This window comes from Blattabacterium cuenoti (assembly GCF_014252435.1).
GTDB lineage: Bacteria > Bacteroidota > Bacteroidia > Flavobacteriales > Blattabacteriaceae > Blattabacterium > Blattabacterium cuenoti_X.
The window spans coordinates 499,507-519,226 of the sequence record NZ_CP059220.1; the positions used below are offsets into that span (position 1 = coordinate 499,507).

The 19,720-nt window shown below is 23.3% G+C and carries 20 protein-coding genes and 2 tRNA genes; 14 read left to right on the top strand and 8 right to left on the bottom strand.

Features of this window, described 5'->3' with window-relative positions; translation table 11 throughout:
- Positions 1–75 precede the first annotated feature (75 nt).
- From ubiE to H0H35_RS02420, 5 genes are all read left to right on the top strand, one after another.
- A complete protein-coding gene (ubiE, locus tag H0H35_RS02400) occupies positions 76–813 on the top strand; it encodes a bifunctional demethylmenaquinone methyltransferase/2-methoxy-6-polyprenyl-1,4-benzoquinol methylase UbiE (RefSeq protein WP_185882866.1) in 738 nt (245 codons plus the stop codon).
- A 34-nt stretch (positions 814–847) separates the two neighbouring features.
- On the top strand, positions 848–2,389 hold the full coding sequence (locus H0H35_RS02405) for a GH3 auxin-responsive promoter family protein (RefSeq protein WP_185883196.1): 1,542 nt from the start codon (positions 848–850) through the stop codon (positions 2,387–2,389).
- Between the two features lie 12 nt (positions 2,390–2,401).
- Positions 2,402–2,665, top strand: a complete 264-nt coding sequence (gene rpsO / locus H0H35_RS02410) for a 30S ribosomal protein S15 (protein WP_185882867.1) — start codon at positions 2,402–2,404, stop codon at positions 2,663–2,665.
- 70 nt (positions 2,666–2,735) lie between these two features.
- Positions 2,736–4,910, top strand: coding sequence for a polyribonucleotide nucleotidyltransferase (locus H0H35_RS02415; RefSeq protein ID WP_185882868.1), 2,175 nt, complete (start codon positions 2,736–2,738; stop codon positions 4,908–4,910).
- Between the two features lie 6 nt (positions 4,911–4,916).
- Entirely contained in the window at positions 4,917–5,780 is an 864-nt protein-coding gene (locus H0H35_RS02420) for a sigma-70 family RNA polymerase sigma factor (RefSeq protein WP_185882869.1), read from the top strand.
- A 7-nt stretch (positions 5,781–5,787) separates the two neighbouring features.
- On the opposite strand, the gene H0H35_RS02425 is transcribed toward H0H35_RS02420, so the two are convergent.
- The 3 genes from H0H35_RS02425 to H0H35_RS02435 all read right to left on the bottom strand — a co-directional run bounded on the left by H0H35_RS02425 (position 5,788) and on the right by H0H35_RS02435 (position 7,146).
- Positions 5,788–5,861 (bottom strand) — tRNA-Arg (locus H0H35_RS02425).
- A gap of 36 nt (positions 5,862–5,897) precedes the next feature.
- Positions 5,898–6,662 carry a triose-phosphate isomerase gene (gene tpiA / locus H0H35_RS02430; protein ID WP_317167192.1) on the bottom strand — a complete coding sequence of 255 codons (765 nt, stop codon included), beginning with the start codon at positions 6,660–6,662 and terminating at the stop codon, positions 5,898–5,900.
- Positions 6,604–7,146 (bottom strand): nucleotide modification associated domain-containing protein, encoded by a 543-nt coding sequence (locus H0H35_RS02435; protein WP_185882870.1) that lies wholly within the window; start codon positions 7,144–7,146, stop codon positions 6,604–6,606. Before H0H35_RS02435 ends, tpiA begins: the two co-directional genes overlap by 59 nt.
- A 99-nt stretch (positions 7,147–7,245) precedes the next feature.
- Here H0H35_RS02435 and folP point away from each other — a divergent pair, with 99 nt between their 5' ends.
- The 6 genes from folP to H0H35_RS02460 all read left to right on the top strand — a co-directional run bounded on the left by folP (position 7,246) and on the right by H0H35_RS02460 (position 12,482).
- Entirely contained in the window at positions 7,246–8,025 is a 780-nt protein-coding gene (gene folP, locus H0H35_RS02440; RefSeq protein WP_185882871.1) for a dihydropteroate synthase, read from the top strand.
- 36 nt (positions 8,026–8,061) lie between these two features.
- Positions 8,062–8,838, top strand: a complete 777-nt coding sequence (locus H0H35_RS02445; protein ID WP_185882872.1) for a diadenylate cyclase — start codon at positions 8,062–8,064, stop codon at positions 8,836–8,838.
- A gap of 62 nt (positions 8,839–8,900) precedes the next feature.
- Positions 8,901–9,716, top strand: coding sequence for a UDP-N-acetylmuramoyl-tripeptide--D-alanyl-D-alanine ligase (locus H0H35_RS02865; protein ID WP_238892311.1), 816 nt, complete (start codon positions 8,901–8,903; stop codon positions 9,714–9,716).
- Positions 9,674–10,219: a glutamate ligase domain-containing protein gene (locus tag H0H35_RS02870; RefSeq protein WP_238892313.1), complete on the top strand. Its 546-nt coding sequence runs from the start codon at positions 9,674–9,676 to the stop codon at positions 10,217–10,219. Before H0H35_RS02865 ends, H0H35_RS02870 begins: the two co-directional genes overlap by 43 nt.
- Before the next feature lie 68 nt (positions 10,220–10,287).
- The gene (gene pdhA, locus H0H35_RS02455) at positions 10,288–11,295 is read left to right on the top strand and encodes a pyruvate dehydrogenase (acetyl-transferring) E1 component subunit alpha (RefSeq protein ID WP_185882873.1); all 1,008 of its coding nucleotides are present in this window, start codon (positions 10,288–10,290) and stop codon (positions 11,293–11,295) included.
- A gap of 23 nt (positions 11,296–11,318) precedes the next feature.
- Positions 11,319–12,482, top strand: a complete 1,164-nt coding sequence (locus H0H35_RS02460) for a dihydrolipoamide acetyltransferase family protein (RefSeq protein WP_185882874.1) — start codon at positions 11,319–11,321, stop codon at positions 12,480–12,482.
- 7 nt (positions 12,483–12,489) lie between these two features.
- Here the strand turns inward: H0H35_RS02460 and H0H35_RS02465 are convergent, their stop codons facing one another.
- Positions 12,490–13,203 (bottom strand): TerC family protein, encoded by a 714-nt coding sequence (locus H0H35_RS02465; protein WP_185883198.1) that lies wholly within the window; start codon positions 13,201–13,203, stop codon positions 12,490–12,492.
- A gap of 5 nt (positions 13,204–13,208) precedes the next feature.
- Positions 13,209–14,858, bottom strand: a complete 1,650-nt coding sequence (locus H0H35_RS02470) for an ABC transporter ATP-binding protein (RefSeq protein ID WP_238892315.1) — start codon at positions 14,856–14,858, stop codon at positions 13,209–13,211.
- Between H0H35_RS02470 and H0H35_RS02900 the strand changes: the two genes are divergently transcribed.
- Together H0H35_RS02900 and H0H35_RS02475 are read left to right on the top strand one after the other, a co-directional pair.
- Positions 14,857–14,985, top strand: a complete 129-nt coding sequence (locus H0H35_RS02900; protein WP_262889568.1) for a hypothetical protein — start codon at positions 14,857–14,859, stop codon at positions 14,983–14,985. The two genes, H0H35_RS02470 and H0H35_RS02900, sit on opposite strands and share 2 nt — an antisense overlap.
- Positions 14,986–15,393: 408 nt before the next feature.
- Positions 15,394–15,612 (top strand): Sec-independent protein translocase subunit TatA/TatB, encoded by a 219-nt coding sequence (locus H0H35_RS02475; RefSeq protein ID WP_185882876.1) that lies wholly within the window; start codon positions 15,394–15,396, stop codon positions 15,610–15,612.
- A gap of 42 nt (positions 15,613–15,654) precedes the next feature.
- On the opposite strand, the gene H0H35_RS02480 is transcribed toward H0H35_RS02475, so the two are convergent.
- The 3 genes from H0H35_RS02480 to lptC form a co-directional block, all read right to left on the bottom strand.
- Positions 15,655–17,784, bottom strand: a complete 2,130-nt coding sequence (locus tag H0H35_RS02480; RefSeq protein WP_185882877.1) for a SurA N-terminal domain-containing protein — start codon at positions 17,782–17,784, stop codon at positions 15,655–15,657.
- A gap of 515 nt (positions 17,785–18,299) precedes the next feature.
- Positions 18,300–18,482, bottom strand: coding sequence for a hypothetical protein (locus H0H35_RS02875; RefSeq protein WP_238892316.1), 183 nt, complete (start codon positions 18,480–18,482; stop codon positions 18,300–18,302).
- Between the two features lie 566 nt (positions 18,483–19,048).
- Complete coding sequence (lptC, locus tag H0H35_RS02490) at positions 19,049–19,600, bottom strand: LPS export ABC transporter periplasmic protein LptC (RefSeq protein ID WP_317167204.1); 552 nt, start codon at positions 19,598–19,600, stop codon at positions 19,049–19,051.
- Positions 19,601–19,634: 34 nt separating this feature from the next.
- On the opposite strand from lptC, the gene H0H35_RS02495 reads away from it, so the two are divergent.
- A tRNA-Phe gene (locus H0H35_RS02495) sits at positions 19,635–19,707 on the top strand.
- Positions 19,708–19,720: the final 13 nt, after the last annotated feature.

Sequence of the window (19,720 nt, forward strand, 5' to 3'; positions counted from 1 at the left end):
AATAAAAAATAAAATATAAAAAGAAAAAATTATAATTTTTTCTTTTTATATTTTATTATGTAATTTTATAATAACATGAAAAAAGTATATTTTTCATTAAAATCAAAAGAAAAAAAAATTAACAAGACTTTCAATCATATTTCTAAAAAATATGATATTATCAATAAAATTTTATCATTGGGATTAGATTTTTTTTGGAGAAAAAAATCTATTTTTTTACTAAGTCAAATAAAAAATAGAAAAATACAAAAAATATTAGATATAGCAACTGGAACAGGTACATTTGCTATCTTACTAGCTAATCAATTTAATAAAGCAAAAATTATAGGATTAGATCCATCTATACAAATGATAAAAATTGCAAAAAATAAAATAGAAAATAATTATTTAAAAAAAAAAATAAAATTTATTAAAGGATATTCACAAAATCTTCCATTTGAAGATAATACATTTGATTTAGCAACTGTTTCCTTTGGATTAAGAAATTTTCAGTACATTCATATTTCTATAAAAGAAATATTTAGAATATTAAAACCTTTTGGATATTTAGAAATATTAGAATTTTCATATCCATCAAATTCATTGATAAAAAAGGTTTATAATTTTTATTCGAATGTTGTTATTTCTAATTTAGGAGGTTTTTTATCAAACAATTATTTTGCATATAATTATTTAAAAGAATCTATTAAAAATTTTTCTTTTAATGGAAATAAAATGAAAAAGTTATTAAATTATCATAATTTTGATGTTTTTTGTATAAAAAAACTAACTTTTGAAGTTGTATCTATTTATTTATCAAGAAAAAATACATAATACAATTTTTCAAAAAAAGAAACTCATTATTGAAATGATAAAATATCTATCCGAATATCTAACATACTCTTTTCTCAAAAAAAGAATAAAAGATATAGAGTTATTTATGAGATATCCAGTTAATACACAAAATCGATTAATGAATCAACTAGTTTTTTATGCTAAAAATACTGAATTTGGGAAAAAATATGGATTTTGCGATATCAAAAAATATCATCAATTTTCCGAAAGAATTCCTATAAGCAAATATTCTGATTTAAAATTTTTAATCAAAAAAGTACGAAAAGGAGAAAAAGATATATTGTGGCCAGGAAAAGTAAAATGGTTTGCCAAATCTTCTGGAACTACAAATGAAAAAAGTAAATATATTCCAATTACAAGTCATTCAATCAAAAATTGCCATTATAAAGCCGGAAAAGATGTTTTATCGATTTATATACATAATAATCCTCAAACAAAAATATTTTTAGGAAAAGCAGTTCGTTTGGGAGGAAGTTTTCAATCATATAAAAATTACAATACATTTTATGGAGATTTATCTTCTATTTTAATCAAAAATATGCCTTTTTGGGCAGAAAATATTTGTGTTCCTTCCAAAAAAATATCATTAATAAATGAATGGGAAATCAAATTGAAAAGTCTTGTAACGAATACAAGATTTCAAGACGTAAGAATTTTATTTGGAGTTTGTTCATGGTTACTCATTTTTTTACAAAAATTAATCAAAAAATTTGAAAAAATAAAAATAGATGAAATATGGCCAAATATAGAAGTAATATTTCATGGAGGAATGAATATAAAACCTTATATACAACAATACAAAAATTTATTTAATAAATCGATTCATTATTACGATATATACAGTGCATCGGAAGGTTTTTTTGCTATTCAAGACCAAAAAAAAGTACAAGATCTTTTACTTTTATTAGATCATGGAATTTTTTATGAATTTATTCCAGTAGAAGAATTAAACAAGGATGATCCAAAAATATTATCCATTGGAAATGTAGAATTAAATAAAAATTATGCAATGGTTATATCTACTAATTCGGGATTGTGGAGATATATTGTTGGAGATACTATAAAATTTACCAATAAACATCCATATCGGATTTCTATATCCGGAAGAACATCCCTATATATTAATTCTTTTGGAGAGGAAATTATCATTGAAAATACAGATCAAGCACTTTGTAAAGCTTGTAAAAAGACCAATTCAATTGTGAATGAATACACAGCAGGTCCAGTTTATATGAACCATGGAAAATCTGGAGCTCATGAATGGATCATTGAATTTAAAAAACGTCCTAAAAATTTGTCTGATTTCAGATATATTTTGGACAAAGAATTAAAATATATTAATTCCGATTATGAAGATAAACGGTATAAAAATATTATTTTACGTCCACCTATCATATGGGTAGCTAGAAATGGAGTGTTTTACGATTGGTTAAAAAAAAATAAAAAACTTGGAGGTCAAAATAAAATACCTCGTCTATACAATAGTAGAAAATATATTGATTCTATATTAGAAATGGATAAAGAAAAAATACAACATTACGAAAAATATTTATAAATTTATGATAAAATGAATTCTGTTCAAAAAGAAAAAATATATAGTACTTATGGAAAGAATGTTAAAGATACGGGATCTTCAAAGGTGCAAATTGCCTTATTTACTTTTCGCATAAAAAATTTAAGTACCCATTTGAAAAAGAATAAAAAAGATTTTAATACAGAAAGAGCATTAGTCAAATTAGTAGGAAAAAGAAAAAAATTACTGAAATATATAGAGAGAAAAGATATCGACAGTTATCGATATATTATAAAAGAAATGGGGTTAAGAAAATAAAATTGAAAATATATTTTAAAAAGGATTTTTATCATTAATAATATCTTTCTTTACCAAAGAAGAAGAAAATATGTCGGATATAATAAAAGAAACTATTCACCTGAAAGACGGTAGAAATATAATTTTAGAAACAGGATTATTGGCTAAACAAGCAGATGGATCAGCCTTAGTTCGTGTCAATGATACAATACTATTAGCAACGGTAGTATTTTCAACTAATCAGGAAATGAAAAATGAAATGAATTTTCTTCCCTTAACAGTAGATTATAGAGAAAAATATTATGCTGGAGGAAAAATTCCTGGTGGTTTTATAAAAAGAGAAGGAAGACCATCCAATGAAGAAATTTTGACCATGAGATTAGTGGATCGTGTTTTAAGACCAATGTTTCCTTATTCTTTTCGAAAGGAAATACAAGTTATGATTTCCTTGTTATCATATGATGGAACAATTTTACCTGATGGATTAGCCGGTTTAGCTGCATCCACAGCACTATATTTATCAGGAATTCCATTTAATGGACCAATATCGGAAATTCGTATTATTCGTTCAAAAGGAGAATTTGTTATTAATCCAAGTTTAGATCAATTGAAAGATTCTGATATTGATTTAATAGTTGGAGGATCGAAAAAATCTATTATCATGATAGAAGGAGAAATGAAGGAGATCAAAGAAAAAGATTTTGTAAACATTATTATCCAGGCTCATCAAGAAATTATACCACAAATTGAAGCTCAAAAAAATTTAAAAGAACGGTTATTAAATAAAAAAGAGTTTCATTCATTTTATACTTATTCCGTAGAACGGAATAAAAAAAATTTTGAATGTTTAAAAGAAAATAATACTATCAAAAAAAATGTTTATTCTTTTGTATACAAAAAAATGAAAGAATTATATAGTCAATTTTTAGATAAAAAAAATAGACTGATTCAAGAAAGAATTATCATTAACAATTTTAAAAAAGCATTTCTTACGGAAGAAGAAAACGAGAAATATCATGATATTATTGAAAAATTATATGAAGAAATCAAGAAAAAAATAATAAGATATTTTATTTTAGAAAAAGAAATTCGGTTAGATGGAAGAAATAATAAAGAAATACGACCAATATTTGCTTCAGTTGACTACTTACCTGGTGTACATGGATCTGCTCTATTTTCTAGAGGAGAGACACAATCATTAACTACAGTAACACTTGGTTCTTCTTTAGATGCAAATAAAATTAATAATGTCATTATGGAAGATCAAGAAAAGTTTTATCTTCATTATAATTTTCCACCATTTTCAACAGGAGAAATTCGTTTAATTAGGGGAGTTTCTAGACGTGAAATTGGTCATGGAAATTTAGCACAACGTGCTTTGAAAAACGTTATACCTGATAATCCATATACCATACGCGTTGTATCGGATATATTAGAATCTAATGGATCCTCTTCTATGGCAACAGTTTGTGCTGCTAGTCTTGCACTAATGGATGCTGGAATTCATATAAAAAATCCAGTATCAGGAATTTCTATGGGGTTGTTTATAGATGAAAAAAAACAAATTATTATTTCTGATTTATTAGGAGAAGAAGATCATTTTGGAGATTTAGATTTTAAAATAACGGGTACTAAAAATGGGATAACAGCATGTCAGATGGATATAAAAAATTCAAAAGGATTAACATATGATATGTTAACAAATATATTAGCACAGGCTTTAGAAGGAAGAATGTTTATTTTGAACAAAATGTTAAAAATATATCCAAATTATAGAAAACAAATAAAGCCTAATGCTCCAAAAATATATCGGTTTAATATTTCAAAAAATTTGATAGGATCTGTTATTGGTCCAGGAGGAAAAATAATACAAGAAATGCAATTAAAGACAAATACAAATATTATAATTGAAGATTTAGGTAATATTGGTAAAATTGAAATTATAGGGAAAAATTTTCAAGATATAGAAAAAGCTGTTGATCGAATTAAACAAATTACGTTTGTTCCTGAATTAGGAAAAGTGTATAAGGCTAAAGTAAAATCTTTAAGAAATTTTGGAGCTTTTGTTGAAATATCTAAAGGAGTCGAAGGTTTATTACATATTTCAGAAGTAGGATGGAAAAGATTAAATAAAATAGAAGAAGAACTTCATATAGGAGATATTATTGATGTAAAATTTATGGGAATGGATGAAAAAAAGAAAAAAATGAAACTTTCTAGAAAAGTATTGATACCTCGTCCATCGAGAAGAAAGAATAATAAATAAAAAAATATGAGACAACTTAAGATAACAAAACAAGTAACAAATCGAGAATCTGAATCGTTAGATAAATATCTTCATGAAATAGGGAAAATTCCGTTATTAACTCCAGAAGAAGAAGTGGAATATGCTCGAAAAGCTAGAAAAGGAGATACATCAGCTATTAATAAATTAGTAAATGCAAACTTACGTTTTGTGGTATCTGTAGCTAAACAATATCAAAATCAAGGCCTTAGTTTGTGTGATTTAATTAATGAAGGAAATTTAGGTTTAATAAAAGGAATATTAAGATTTGATGAAACAAGAGGGTTCAAATGTATATCTTATGTTGTTTGGTGGATACGACAAGCAATATTACAAGCAATAGCCGAACAATCTCGTTCTATTCGACAACCTACTAATAAATTAGCTTTATTGAATAAAATTTTAAAAACTTTAGCTCAATTAGAACAAGAATTTCAAAGAACTCCTTCTATTAAAGAAATAGCAGAATATTTAAATATGAATGAAAAAGATGTAGAAGATTCGATTAAAAATTCAGGAAGACATATTTCTATGGATGCCCCTCTTGTTGAAGGAGAAGATTCAAACTTATATGATTTAGTCAAGTCAGATGAATCTCCACGTCCAGATGAAAAATTAGAAAAAGAATCTTTACGAAAAGATATAGAAAGAATTCTAGAAACTTTAAGTGAAAGAGAAAGACGTGTAATCGTACTTCATTTCGGATTAAATGGGTCTCCTCCAATGACTTTGGAGGAAGTAGGAAATTCTTGTGATTTAACAAGAGAACGTGTTAGACAAATAGAAAGTATAGCATTAAAAAGATTAAAACATTCTTCTAGAAGTAAAATATTAAAACCTTATTTAGGATAAAATGATAAGACCTCGAAGGGATTCGAACCCATAACCTTCTGATCCGTAGTCAGATGCTCTATCCATTTAAGCTACGAGGCCTTTCAAATAAGGCAAATATAATTATTTTCAGTATAATTAAGAACGAATAATTTTTAAAAAATTTTCTAATTCAAGAGAATAAGAACCAATAAGACCACCATCAACATCTAATTGAGAAAATATTTTACCAGCATTTTCTGTATTGATACTACCACCATATAATATAAAAATATTATTTGAAACACATTTTCCATATTTTTTCATTAACAAATTTCTAATAAATTGGTGTATTTCCTGACATTCTTCAGTTGTTGCTGTTTTATTCGTACCAATAGCCCATATAGGTTCGTATGCAATATGGATTAAATCTATTTCATTTGAAGAACAGTGAAAAATAGTATTGTATAGTTCTTTTTTAATGATAGAAAAATGTTGATTTTTATTTCTTTCTTCTCCAGTTTCTCCTAGGCAAAAAATAACATTTATTTTATGTTTTGTTGCTATTTTTATTTTTTTTAGTAGAATTTCTTTTGATTCCAAAAAATATTTTCTTCGTTCACTATGTCCTATTAGGACGTAGTTTATTCCTATAGATTTTAACATATAAGCAGATACTTCTCCAGTATAAGCACCTTTTTCTTCGAACGAAATGTTTTGTGCAGCTATTTGTAAATTCGTACCTCGTACTATTTGACTGGCAATATGTAAAAAAGGAAAAGATGGAGCTATAATTATCTTTTTTTTATGATTAATTTTTTCTTCAAAAATTTTTTTCATAAAATTTCTAATAAAAGAAGTAGTTTCATAAAATCCATGATTCATCTTCCAATTTGCAATCACAATTTTTTTTTTTATTCGCATTTTTTTTAAAGATTGAATTTTTTAATAAATAAACAATGTTGATTAACATATCAAAAAGAATGGTTTTAAGTTGTTTATTTTTTTCATGTTTTAAATAAGATATGTTATATAAAACATTATTAATAGAATAAAATTTCTTTTTTTTCTCAATGAGAATTAAAGAATTTTTTATACTCTTTATATTTCGATCATACATAGTAATAATTTTACTATGTGATATGTTATCACATGATTTTATATTCGATTTTATTAAAATAATTATAATATAATTTATAATATCTATACATGTATCCGTTATTCCTTCTTCTTTAATTAACTGATATTGATTTACTTGAATATTTCTTACACGAATAGATTTAATTAATATTTGATCTATGATAGAGGTTGTCTTTAAAAAAATCCAAGATACATTATAATCTTCTAATTTCTTCAAGAATAATTTTCTACACTTGTTAAAAATTAAATTCACAATAATAAAATTCATATATATTACATATATTAAATATTAAGAGATAATAAAAAAAATAATTTGCTAACAATCAATTGTAGAGGATCTTTATTAAATTTCAAAACTCCTAAAATTATGGGAATCGTTAATTTAACTCCTGATTCATTTTATAATGGAGGAAGATTAAAGTATGAATATCATTTACTAAAACATATAGAAATTCTATTAAAGGAAGGAGCTGATTTTATAGATATTGGTGGTGTATCTACAAGACCTGGTTCTCATTTTATTGAAAAAAAAGAAGAAATTCAAAGAATTCAAAAACCTATTCAAATTATTATCAAAAATTTTCCAAATATTAAAATTTCTATAGATACTTTTCGAAGTGAAGTCGCTAAAATTGCAATTCAAGAAGGAGCTGTCATGGTAAATGATATATCTGGAGGAAATTTCGACAAAAAAATGTATTCTTTTTTAGGGAGATACCATATTCCATATGTATTAAATCATATAAAAGGGACGCCTAAAAATATGCAAAAAAAACCATATTATCATGATGATATTATTATAGAAATAAATAGATATTTTTTTTACAAAATATCTATTTTAAAAAAATATGGAGTTTGTGATATAATATTAGATCCTGGATTTGGATTTGGAAAAACATTAAAACATAATATTCAATTATTAAAATATTTATCCTTATTAGGATTTCAAGAACACTTAATATTAGTAGGAATATCTAGAAAATCGATGATTCAAAATATATTGAATATTTCTCAAAAAGAATCCTTAAATGGATCTTCTATTATGCATACTATAGCTCTTTTAAACAGAGCAAAAATTTTAAGAGTCCATGACGTAAAAGAAGCTAGAGAATGCGTAAAAATCATAGATTATTATCATCATATTTAACTGAAAAAAAGTGCAAAAATTTTTTTTTGTTATAAAATGATTGTTATTTTTCTTTTGTTAAAAATATCTTTCATTGAAATTTTGGATATTACTTTAGTAGTTTTTGTTTTTTATCAAATATATCGCATTGTACATAATACTGCTGCTTTAAATATATTTTATGGAATTATCGCAACATTTATATTTTGGAAAATAATAGAAACATATAAAATGCGATACCTTAGTATAGTAATCAGTACTTTTTTTAAAGGAGGATTTTTAGCATTGATCATATTATTTCAACCAGAAATAAGAAAATTTCTCCTTATAGTAGGAAGTAAAATTTTTTTCAAAAAATTTGTTTTTCCCATATTTAGAATATCTTCTATATCTATAGAAACAGAAACAATCGATTCTATATCGAAAGCATGTGCTATTTTTTCAGGAGATAAAACAGGAGTATTAATTGTTATTCAAATTAATCAAGATTTGAAATATTTTATTCAAAATGGAGATGAAATGGATATAAAAGTAAATGTCCCTATAATGGAAAGTATATTTTACAAAAATAGTCCATTACATGATGGTGCTATAGTTATAGTAGAAAACAAAATAGTAAAAACAAGAGCAATTCTTCCCGTATCTTATAATAAAGATATTCCATCCAGATTAGGACTTCGTCATAGAGCTGCTATTGGTTTAACAGAAAAAACAGATGCAATTTGTATTGTTATTTCTGAAGAAACAGGTTATATATCATATATTAAAAATAAAAAAAGAACTATAATTGCTAATATTAATCATTTAAAAAAGATATTAGAAGAAAATTTATGATATAAATAAATTAATTGTGTATTCAAAAAAATCATATTTTATTATTTATATAACGTATGCATATGAAAGATATAATTAAAAATATATATAAAATATATAGTACTATTTCTACTGGAATAGAAATAAATAGCAAAAAAATTATAAAAAATTCTATTTTCATAGCTTTAAAAGGAACAAATTTTGATGGAAATGATTTTGCATTAGAAGCAATTGAAAATGGAGCAATGTTATCCATTGTAGATAATAAAAAATATTTGTACTCCAAAAATAAAAAAATATTATTCGTAAGTAGTACATTAGATTTTTTACAAAAATTAGCTATTTATCATAGAAAAAAAAATCATCATATACCTATTATAGCCATTACGGGAAGTAATGGAAAAACTACGACGAGAGAATTGATTAAAATAATTCTTTATAAAAAATATAAAAATATTCATTCAACTAAACAAAATTATAATAATCACATAGGCGTCCCATTAACTATTTTATCCATGCCTAAAAATACAAAAATGTCAATTGTAGAGATTGGATCTAATCATGAAGGTGAAATAGATAAAATGTGTTCTATCATTGATCCAGATTACGGTTATATTACAAATTTTGGTAAATCCCATTTAAAAGGATTTAAAAGTTTTAAAGGAATTATTCGTGGAAAATTAGAATTATATAAATTTTTAGAAAAAAAAAAAAAATTAGTATTCATAAACGGAGATGATCCTATTCAATTATTTCATAGTGAAAAAATGAAAAGATTTATTTTTTCGATAAAAAAAAAAATATTAAATCAAATATCCAATTTATATATATTTCTAAAAAAAATGATATTCGAACTATGTTATCTATCCAAAATATTAAAATCACATCTTCTCTTATAGGAAATTACAATATATATAACCTAGCTTCATCTATTACTATCGGAATTTATTTTCAAGTTTCGATTTACCATATTCAAAAAGCAATACAAAAATATATTCCAAATAATTATCGTTCTCAATTAATAGAAATAAATAATAAAAAAATCATTTTAGATTGTTATAACGCTAATCCAACAAGTATGATGAAAGCTCTTACCTTTTTTAACAATCATATTTTTGGAAATAAAATTGTTATATTAGGAGATATGTTAGAATTAGGAGTCTTTTCAAACAAAGAACATGAAAAAATTTTACTTTTCATCAAAAATAGTAATATAAATTTTGGATTTTTCATCGGAGAAATTTTTTTTTATACAAATATTTATTATACAAAAATGAAAAAATTTTTGAATAAAGAATCATTTTTGAATTGGATAAAAAAATATCCTATTAAAAATTCTGATTTTATTCTTATTAAAGGATCTAGGAAAATTGCATTAGAAAATATTATTCATTTAATATAAACATAATTCTTTGTAGATTTATTATTGAAAGATTAAATTTGTATCCATGGTTTTATAATGTTTTTCTTATGAAAAAAATCACCATAAAAACATATATAAAATGGTTTGAAAACATGTTATTTTGGAGAAAATTTGAAGATAAATGTCGTTCTTTGTATTTAAAACAAAAAATCAGAGGATTTCTTCATTTATACAATGGACAAGAAGCCATTCCTGCAGGATTAACACATGCTATGGATTTATCTAAAGATCATATGATCACTGCTTATCGATGTCATATTTTACCCATTTCTATGGGTGTAGATCCTAAAAAAATTATGGCAGAATTATTAGGTAAAAAAAGTGGAACTTCTCTTGGTCTAGGTGGATCTATGCATATTTTTAGTAAAAAGCATCGTTTTTATGGTGGTCATGGTATTGTAGGCGGACAAATACCTTTAGGAGCTGGAATCGCTTTTGCTGATAAATATTTTAATAGAAAATCCGTTACTATAACTATAATGGGAGATGGAGCAGTAAGACAAGGTTCATTACATGAAACTCTCAATATGGCGATGTTATGGAAACTACCTGTCATATTTATTTGTGAAAATAATAAATATGCCATGGGTACATCTGTAACAAGAAGTTCATCTATGGATGATCTTCATCATATAGGAACATCATATGGAATGCCTTCTATTTCAGTAGATGGAATGGATCCTAAAAAAATAGCTATTGCAGCCTACAATGCAATAGAAAGAGCTCGATATGGAAAAGGTGCTACATTTTTAGATATCAAAACTTATCGATATAGAGGTCATTCAATGTCTGATGCAGAATCATATCGTAGTAAAGATGAAGTAGCTTTATTTAAAAAACAAGATCCAATTTTCAAATTAAAACATCTTATTCTAGATAATAAATGGGAAAGCGAAAATAAACTAAATATTATAGAAACTATAGTAAAAAAAAAGGTAGATTCTTGTGTTCAATTTGCAGAACAATCTGATCCTCCTACACTACAAGAAATGTATGACTCCGTCTATCATGAAACGGATTACCCATTTGTAGATAATATTTTACATACATTATAATTAAATTTTAACATATTAACAAAATGGCAGAAATCATATCTATGCCCCAATTAAGCGATACAATGAGAGAGGGTATTATAATTAAATGGAATAAAAAAGTAGGAGATATCGTATCAGAAGGTGATATTTTAGCTGAAATAGAAACAGATAAAGCTATTCAAGATTTTGAAATAGATGTGAATGGTGTACTTCTTTTTATCGGAGTGAAAGAAGGAGAAAAAACGAAAGTAAATGATATATTAGCAATTATAGGAGAAAAAAATGAAAACATCGATCATATGATATCCGAATTGATAAAAAAAAAGGATAAAAAAAAGAATATAAAACATTTTGAAAAAAATCAAGAATCCGATCATTTTTCTTATAAAAAAAGAAAATTTATATCACCTTTAGCTAAAAAAATAGCAAAAAAAAGTGGAATTCCTATAGAAAACATAAAAAAAGGTAGTGGACCTATGGGTAGGATCATAAAAAAGGATATTGAAGTTTACAAAAAAGAAAAACTGGAAAAGAGAATCGTTCCTTCTTCTATAAGAAGAAAAATAGCAAAACATTTAACTAGTTCAAAATTTTCTGCTCCACATTATTATTTGTTTAGTGAAATAAATGTTGATAAATTAATTAGTTTAAGAAAAAATTTAAATGATCAACTTTCTAAAAAAGAAAAAATATCATTTAATGATATTATTATAAAAGCAGTAGCTCTTTCTTTAAAAAAAGATAAAGAAATCAATGTATCTTGGAAAGAAGATGAAGTAATAATGCATAATTCAATTAATATTGGATTTGCAGTTTCCGTTCAAGATGGATTAATTGTTCCAGTTATTAAAAATGTGGATCAAAAATCAATATCACAAATATCAAAAGAAACAAAAGACAAAATTGATCGATCAAAATATGGAAAAATAAAGTTAGAAGAAATAGAAAATAGTACATTTACTATTTCTAATTTAGGAATGTATGGAATAGACTTTTTTACTTCTATTATTAATATACCTAATTCATCGATATTATCAATCGGATCTATAACGGAACGTCCAATTATCACCAATGCTCAAATTTGTATAGGAAATATAATGAAAATTACTTTATCTTGTGATCATAGAATCATAGATGGTGCCTTAGCTAGTTCTTTTATTCATTCTATTAAAAATTTTTTAGAAAATCCATTTACTATTTTACTTTAATATTATTTTATTTTTTCACTTTTTTAATCCATGAAATCAATATAGAAAAAATAAAAAAGAAAAATATTAATAAAGAAAATAAAATTTCTTGAATAATCTTACTTTTTGTAATTTTTTCAAAAATGAATAAATGAGTTTCAAAAGAGGTAAAAACAAGTTTTATTCCAAGAACCATGATTATGAATAAAACAGAATGATTTAATTCTGGATATTGATCAATCAATTTAGTAATAAATTTAGCCATTAATCTCATCGAGAATATTCCAATAAATGAACCTAATAATATTAGAATAATATTATTGGATAAGGCCACAGATGCAAATATATTGTCAATAGAAAAAGCTAAATCGACTAGTTCTAATAAAATAATAATTTGTAAAAAAGAATATTTTTTTTGAAATTTGTTTGTTTTAATTCCATTAAAAAATAAGTTTTTTATTCCAATAAATATTAAATACAAACCACCCAAAGTTTTTAACCACCATATCTTAATTAATGAAGAAGTAAATAATAGACATACACATCTAAAAAAATAAGCTCCAATCATTCCATATCTCATAGCTTTGTTTCTGTCTTGTTCTTTTAAATTTTTTACCATAGTAGCTAACATAGCTGCATTATCTATAGATAAAAGACTTTCTATGAGGATTAAATTTCCAATAATAGACAGAGACAATAATGGATGTTCAATAATTTCTTTTAAATTTTTTACCAAAAACATCATTTTTAAAAACTTTGTAAAGTCATTAAATTTTTATAAAATCCATTTTTTGATATTAAAAAATGATGTTTACCTTGTTCCACTATTTTTCCTTTTTCTAATACAATGATATGATCGGCTTTTTTCATAAGTGATCTGTATAATTTATGTACTATTATTAAAGATGTCCTATTTTCTATAATTCGATGTAAAGCATTTTGAATTTCTATTTCAGATTCTATATCTAAAGAAGAAATTACTTCGTCTAAAATAATAATTGAAGGATTTTTTAATATTGCTCTTGCAATGCTAATTTTTTTCTTTTGTCCTGATGATAAATTATGACCATTATAATCGATAATAGTATGATAGCCTTTTGGTAATCTTTTTATAAAAGAATGAGCATTTGCAATTTTAGCTGATTGAATTATATCATGAATGGATATATTCTTTTCTATTCCTAAAGTAATATTATTTAAAATTGTATCATTAAATAATATAGGTTCTTGAGTCACTATCCCTAATAATTTTCTATAATCTCTAATTTGTAAATATTTAATATTATTTCCATCTATTGTTATTTTACCTGATGTTGCATCATAAAAATTAGCTAATAAATTAGCAACCGTGGATTTCCCACTTCCAGATTTACCAACTAAAACTACAGTTTTTCCTTTTTTTAAAGAAAAATTTATGTTATTGATTAATAAAGTCTTATTATAAAAAAATGAAACATTACAAAATGATATTTCATGATTTAATTGATTAATGGATATAGATCGATTTTCATTATTCAATATACATTGAGAATCCAATATTTCTACTACACGTTCTGCAGCAGCTTTTCCTTTTTGCATATTTGATATCGAATTTACTAAACTTTTAGCAGGATTAATAATTTGAAAAAATAAACCTACAAAAGGAAAAAGTATTTCGGGCGTCATATTTTTTTTTTCTATATAAAGTTTTCCTCCATACCAAATAATTAATATCATGATAATAGAGCCTAAAAATTCACTCACAGGAGCGGCTAATTCTTTTTTCCTATTTACACGACAAGAAAGAATTTTTTGATATTCAGATATTTTTTCAAATCTTTTTTGTATGTGATTTTTTGCATCAAAAATATTTATAATTCTTATAGAATTTAGAGTTTCTTCTACAAGAGAAAGAATTTTACCTAATTGATTTTGTGCACCTTTTGCATCATCTTTTAAACTATTTATTATAATAGATACAAATATTCCTATCATAGGAAGTAATATGATAACAAATAGTGTTAGTTGGCTATTCATAAATAGCAAAGTAAATAAATGAAAAAATACCATAATAGGAGAACTAATTAAGTTTGCTAAAGAATGAACAATGGATCTCTCGATTTCACTCACATCATTAGATAATCGAGACATTAAATCTCCATTTTTTTTATCAGAAAAATATAAAAGAGATAAAGACAATATTTTTTTGTGAAAATCATTTCGAATATTTTGAACTATTGATGTTTTTATACCTATCAAAAAATATTCCGCTAAATATCGAAAAAAATTGCGTATAAAAAAAAGAAAAATAATAAAAAAACAAAATATAGTCAAAGTATGAGTTCTTCCATATTTATATAAATACAAATCAATATAATATTGAAAATATATTTTGATAAAATCAAAAGAACCATTCATGAAAAACGAAATTTTATTTTTTTCTTTAGGTGCTTCAAGCAAAATGTTTAATACTGGGGATATAGATATTATAGATATAACTGAAAATAAAGAATGTATTAAATTACATATAATGTTAATTATATAATAATATTTGTAAGATTTAGAATAATCTAAAATTTTTCCAAGTGCACTCAATTCATTTAATTTCCTTAACGATTATTAACAAAGGTAGTTAGAAAATAATAAATTTTATTATTATAGAAATAAAAACGAAAAATTGATGAAAATTATTATAAAAATGGATACTATATATATTAACAAATAAAAATCATAATTTTTTACATATTATAAACATGATAAATTGTTTGATATAAAAATTATGAATCAATAGATATTTATTTTTGTGAACCAAAATATTTATATTTTATTAATAATTCGATATGTTTTTTTTAAAAAATGTTACATGATTTATTGTTTAACACTTATTTCAAAATTGTTATCTGTGATGATTTATTGTAGATTATTTCAAATTTTTTTATAAAAAATATAAAACATGATAAAAATAAATTTTTTATTCATTAGTATTGAAGAAAGTTTTTTTATTCTTTTTATAGCTATACTCATTTTTGGACCAAAAAATATACCACATATAGCTCGAGGGTTAGGAGAAGGAATTCGATATATAAAAGAAGCTCGAAATAAAATTAAAAATGATATTTTTGATCATACAAAAAATGTGATACAAGAAAAAAATAAAAAAATGAAAAAATAAAAAAAAATACCTTTTTGCTCTATAAAGAGAAATAAGTGATTATCATTTATTGTCATATATTTTTATTTTTGATTTTTTGATCAAAACTTCACCTAATTTTTCTAAAAAATTATTTTTCATATCATTGTTCAATTTATTGATTTCGGAATCAATACAGTTTTTTATTTTTTGGGAATTATTTTCTTTCATAAAAAAACGTTTTCTAGGAATCACAAAATATACTCCATTTTCACCTAAAATAGGATTGGATAATTGGTTTAATGTTGTAGAAAAAGAAGATCCAATTACTTTAGGTTCTTCAAATTTTCCAATTATGAAATCATGAAAATTAATTTTGTAAGATTTCTTTTTTTTTGTAGAAAAAAAAGAACATATTTGTTCTATGTTTTTGGTCCGAAATTTTTTTTGAAAAAATTCATTTATTTTTTTATTTTTATAAAAAGAATAAGCATCATTGATGATTGTTGTATATGGAGGTTTATTATTTTGAATATCAGATAAATAAACTATAATATAATCATTTTTTGATAAATTAAATATTTGTATATCTCCTTTTTTTCTTTCTTTTTCAAAAGACCAATGAATAATATTTTTATCTATACCAGATTGAATTCCATCAATATTCCATTGATTATTTTTGATTTCTTTTAAAAAAATAGTTTCATATTTTTCTTTTCTTGCATTATTGATCAATGTATTTAAATTAGAATTTTGATTGTTTTTAATAAACATGTTGACTTTTCCATGAATCAAATTATTTGTTTTTTGAGAAGGACGAAAAGTTTGTATTATGATTGCAAATTGATAAGCATCTTCAATTCCTTTTTGATCGTCTATTCTAACAATATGATATCCAAATTTTGTTTCAATTATCCCTATTTCACCTTTTTTATTTTTTGTAGAAAAAATATTAAAATATCTGATAGGATATTGACTTTCATAATTCACCCATCCTAAGCTTCCTTTATGTTTTTTCACGTTCATCTTATCATCTGATTGATTTATCACAAATGAATCAAATTTTGTAGGATTTTTTTTAATTATATGAAACATATTTTTTACGATTTTTTCAGCATTTTTTTTAGATCTTTTATTATGAGAATAGAAAGCATCTTTATGCGAAATTAATATATGACTAAATAAAACAGAATGAAATATTTTTTTTTTCCCAGTTATTTTTGTTATCATATAAACATGATCATCTTTTATGGGTCCAAACATACTTCCAATTTTTTTATTACTTTTTTTCAAAAAATTTTGTAATATAGGATGAAGATCGTTTTGACAATAAAAATTGGAATCAAAGGATAGACCCAATTGATGGAATAACAAAGAAAAATTAGAATTGGTATGTTTCAATTTATAAAATAATTTTTTTATTTTTTGATCCATTCTTTTTTTATCCTCTAAAGAAGGTTCAGAACGCAATATAATAAAACTTAATTTTCTCGAATTTTCTTTTTTATAAAGAAATTGATTTTTTGTAACATAATTTTTAATATCATCATTGTTAAAATGGAAATCACATTTTTCTTCTATTTTTGTATATGGAAGACAAACATAATCTATCAAAGAAAAATAATTTTTATTTTTACAATTTAATTTTGCATATATTGGAGATGTATTGATTCCATACATTAACATTTGCAAATATTTCTTAGCGATAATTCTTTTTTTTATATTATCTTTTTCATCACACCAAATTTTTTTTTCTTGTTCTATTTGCGCATTTTTATTGTTATATACATTATCCATACTTTTCAAGTATAAACGTAATTTTTTCATATTTACTTTTCCATTTTCATTCCGAAAATCGGATATTTTACTATATATCGATTGTTTTTCTACAATTTCCCAAAAATCTTTATCTGTATTTTCTATACCTACTTTTTTTGCTTGTTGATTCAATGCTTTTTCATGAATCAAAATTCTCCAAGCATCATTCATTAATAAATAATCCGGATCTTCTTTTCTAAATTGTTTCAAAAATCGATATCGATCAATATATTCATTTTTCATAATCTTATCTCCATTAATTGATCCAATTACATTAGGATCTTTATTAAAAAATTTTAATAAAAAATGAGGATTAAATATGAAAAAAAATAAATAAAAAATAATAAGTAAAAAAATAAACCAGGTGTTTTTTCTTATTTTTTCTAAAAAATTCATTTTTTAAATTTTTCTTCTAAAAAAACTTCTTTTATTTTATTCTTCGATATTTTTCTTATTTCGATAAAAAATGTTCCATCAGTTCAAATTGGATATACACATTTTGGTATATTAGCAATATGATCAACTATAAGTAATCCTAAAGTTTCACATTTTTCAGATTTTGGAAAATTAAAGTTGTATTTATTATTGAGTTAACCTATTTTTATACGTGAAAAAAAAATGCATTATTACTTATTGTTATATTTAATAGATACATATCATCATGTTCATATTTTTTATATCTCCAAGAAATTCTTCTAATATATTTTATACAGTGATTTAACCTGAAGTGAATCCTTATTCATTTCATACTATTACTATACTTTTTTTTTGAATTAAAATATGCATAATTTTTATGATATAAGTAGTAAAATGAACTAATTCTACTGGTATAACGATAGATTTAATTTTTTTAATTTATAAATAATGAATATAATATGATCTATATTTTTATTGTAAATCATAATTTTTGATTATCCACTTTCTGTAAACATATTTTGTATGTAATATATAGATGATGAAACGATATCACATGATATCATATCTTTCATAGAAACCATATACTCATATACTTTTTTTTGAGAAAATTCGAAAGCTTTATGAAACATATCCATGTTATATTCTACCAATCCTTTTTTTGGAATATGATTTTTCATTTTTTCTGATAAAAAACATACTAAATCTTCCTTATCAAAAAACTGTTTTTGATTTCTTTTTTTATATCCTAAAACTTTTAAAAAATATTTGAAATAAATAAAATAAAGTTTGTAATTGGAGATAAAATTACATATAAAATATGTACAGGAATAATAAAAAATATTAATAATCATTCATTTGAATATATTCGACCTATTACTTTAGAAATAAAGTATTCAACTATTAAAATAATAATATCTAAATAAATTGTTTCTAAAAAAAAATCGATATAGAATGATTAAATGGACCATTTGGATAAAATGAAAAAAACAATTTATCCATAAAAAATACTATATATCATCAAATATATACTATTACCAATTAATATTGTTTTTATAAATTTGTTTGGATTTTTCATATATCTATATATAATTTTAGAGTAAAAAGAATCTTTGTTTTTCTCTATTTTTATTTGAAATAAATTAGAGGAAACGAAATCCACTTCCATTCCAAAAAAAAAAGTAAAAATAAATCAAGTAATAATGGATATACTATCATAAATTATTATATATGATATATGTATTTCTTAATTATTATATAACATAGAAATGACTCCATTTATACTATTCAATTTTATCCTATTTAAATTATCAGAAAATTCAATTCCTTTTGTTGCATTGAAAAATAATCCATTTTTATTATAAACTGTTGTTTTTTTTTTATTAAAAAAATATTTTTTTTTTCTATCCCAAAAAATTTCTTCAGTTTTCAAAAATATTCCTTTAGAATTGAAAAATATAACATTACCTTTCATATGATAAAATATTTTTTGATGAGATTTCATCCAATCGGCTTTAATATAAGTAAACTGATCTTTTTTCCCTTCATAAATAAATAAAATCAATCCTCTCGGTAAGATCATTTGATCAGATAAATATTCCTTCATTATTGGTGAATAAATGACATATTTTAAAATTCCATTTTCTTTGTATAAAATTTTAGTTTGAAATGAAATTCTTATAGGTTGATTGTAATCATCCTTTTTTGAATTTTTTTTTTCTTCACAAGAAAGAAAAAAAAATAATAATAAAATAGATAAAATATCTAATTTATTTAGTTTAATACTTATATATTTTATTGTATTTTTGTCTTAAAAATTTTATATTTTTTCGGGTATCTTAGCTCAGTAGGTAGAGCAAAGGACTGAAAATCCTTGTGTCCCCGGTTCGATTCCGGGAGATACCATTTTAACTCCAAT

Coding starts and splice junctions, on each gene's coding strand:
- H0H35_RS02465 (WP_185883198.1), bottom strand. CDS start 13,203: ATGTTTTTGGTAAAAAATTTAAAAGAAATTATTGAACATCCATTATTG.
- H0H35_RS02405 (WP_185883196.1), top strand. CDS start 848: ATGATAAAATATCTATCCGAATATCTAACATACTCTTTTCTCAAAAAA.
- rpsO (WP_185882867.1), top strand. CDS start 2,402: ATGAATTCTGTTCAAAAAGAAAAAATATATAGTACTTATGGAAAGAAT.
- H0H35_RS02415 (WP_185882868.1), top strand. CDS start 2,736: ATGTCGGATATAATAAAAGAAACTATTCACCTGAAAGACGGTAGAAAT.
- H0H35_RS02870 (WP_238892313.1), top strand. CDS start 9,674: ATGTTATCTATCCAAAATATTAAAATCACATCTTCTCTTATAGGAAAT.
- H0H35_RS02875 (WP_238892316.1), bottom strand. CDS start 18,482: ATGAAAAATCATATTCCAAAAAAAGGATTGGTAGAATATAACATGGAT.
- H0H35_RS02445 (WP_185882872.1), top strand. CDS start 8,062: ATGATTGTTATTTTTCTTTTGTTAAAAATATCTTTCATTGAAATTTTG.
- H0H35_RS02480 (WP_185882877.1), bottom strand. CDS start 17,784: ATGAATTTTTTAGAAAAAATAAGAAAAAACACCTGGTTTATTTTTTTA.
- H0H35_RS02900 (WP_262889568.1), top strand. CDS start 14,857: ATGAAAAACGAAATTTTATTTTTTTCTTTAGGTGCTTCAAGCAAAATG.
- H0H35_RS02460 (WP_185882874.1), top strand. CDS start 11,319: ATGGCAGAAATCATATCTATGCCCCAATTAAGCGATACAATGAGAGAG.
- H0H35_RS02420 (WP_185882869.1), top strand. CDS start 4,917: ATGAGACAACTTAAGATAACAAAACAAGTAACAAATCGAGAATCTGAA.
- tpiA (WP_317167192.1), bottom strand. CDS start 6,662: ATGCGAATAAAAAAAAAAATTGTGATTGCAAATTGGAAGATGAATCAT.
- H0H35_RS02865 (WP_238892311.1), top strand. CDS start 8,901: ATGAAAGATATAATTAAAAATATATATAAAATATATAGTACTATTTCT.
- H0H35_RS02475 (WP_185882876.1), top strand. CDS start 15,394: ATGATAAAAATAAATTTTTTATTCATTAGTATTGAAGAAAGTTTTTTT.
- H0H35_RS02470 (WP_238892315.1), bottom strand. CDS start 14,858: ATGAATGGTTCTTTTGATTTTATCAAAATATATTTTCAATATTATATT.
- pdhA (WP_185882873.1), top strand. CDS start 10,288: ATGAAAAAAATCACCATAAAAACATATATAAAATGGTTTGAAAACATG.
- H0H35_RS02435 (WP_185882870.1), bottom strand. CDS start 7,146: ATGAATTTTATTATTGTGAATTTAATTTTTAACAAGTGTAGAAAATTA.
- ubiE (WP_185882866.1), top strand. CDS start 76: ATGAAAAAAGTATATTTTTCATTAAAATCAAAAGAAAAAAAAATTAAC.
- folP (WP_185882871.1), top strand. CDS start 7,246: ATGGGAATCGTTAATTTAACTCCTGATTCATTTTATAATGGAGGAAGA.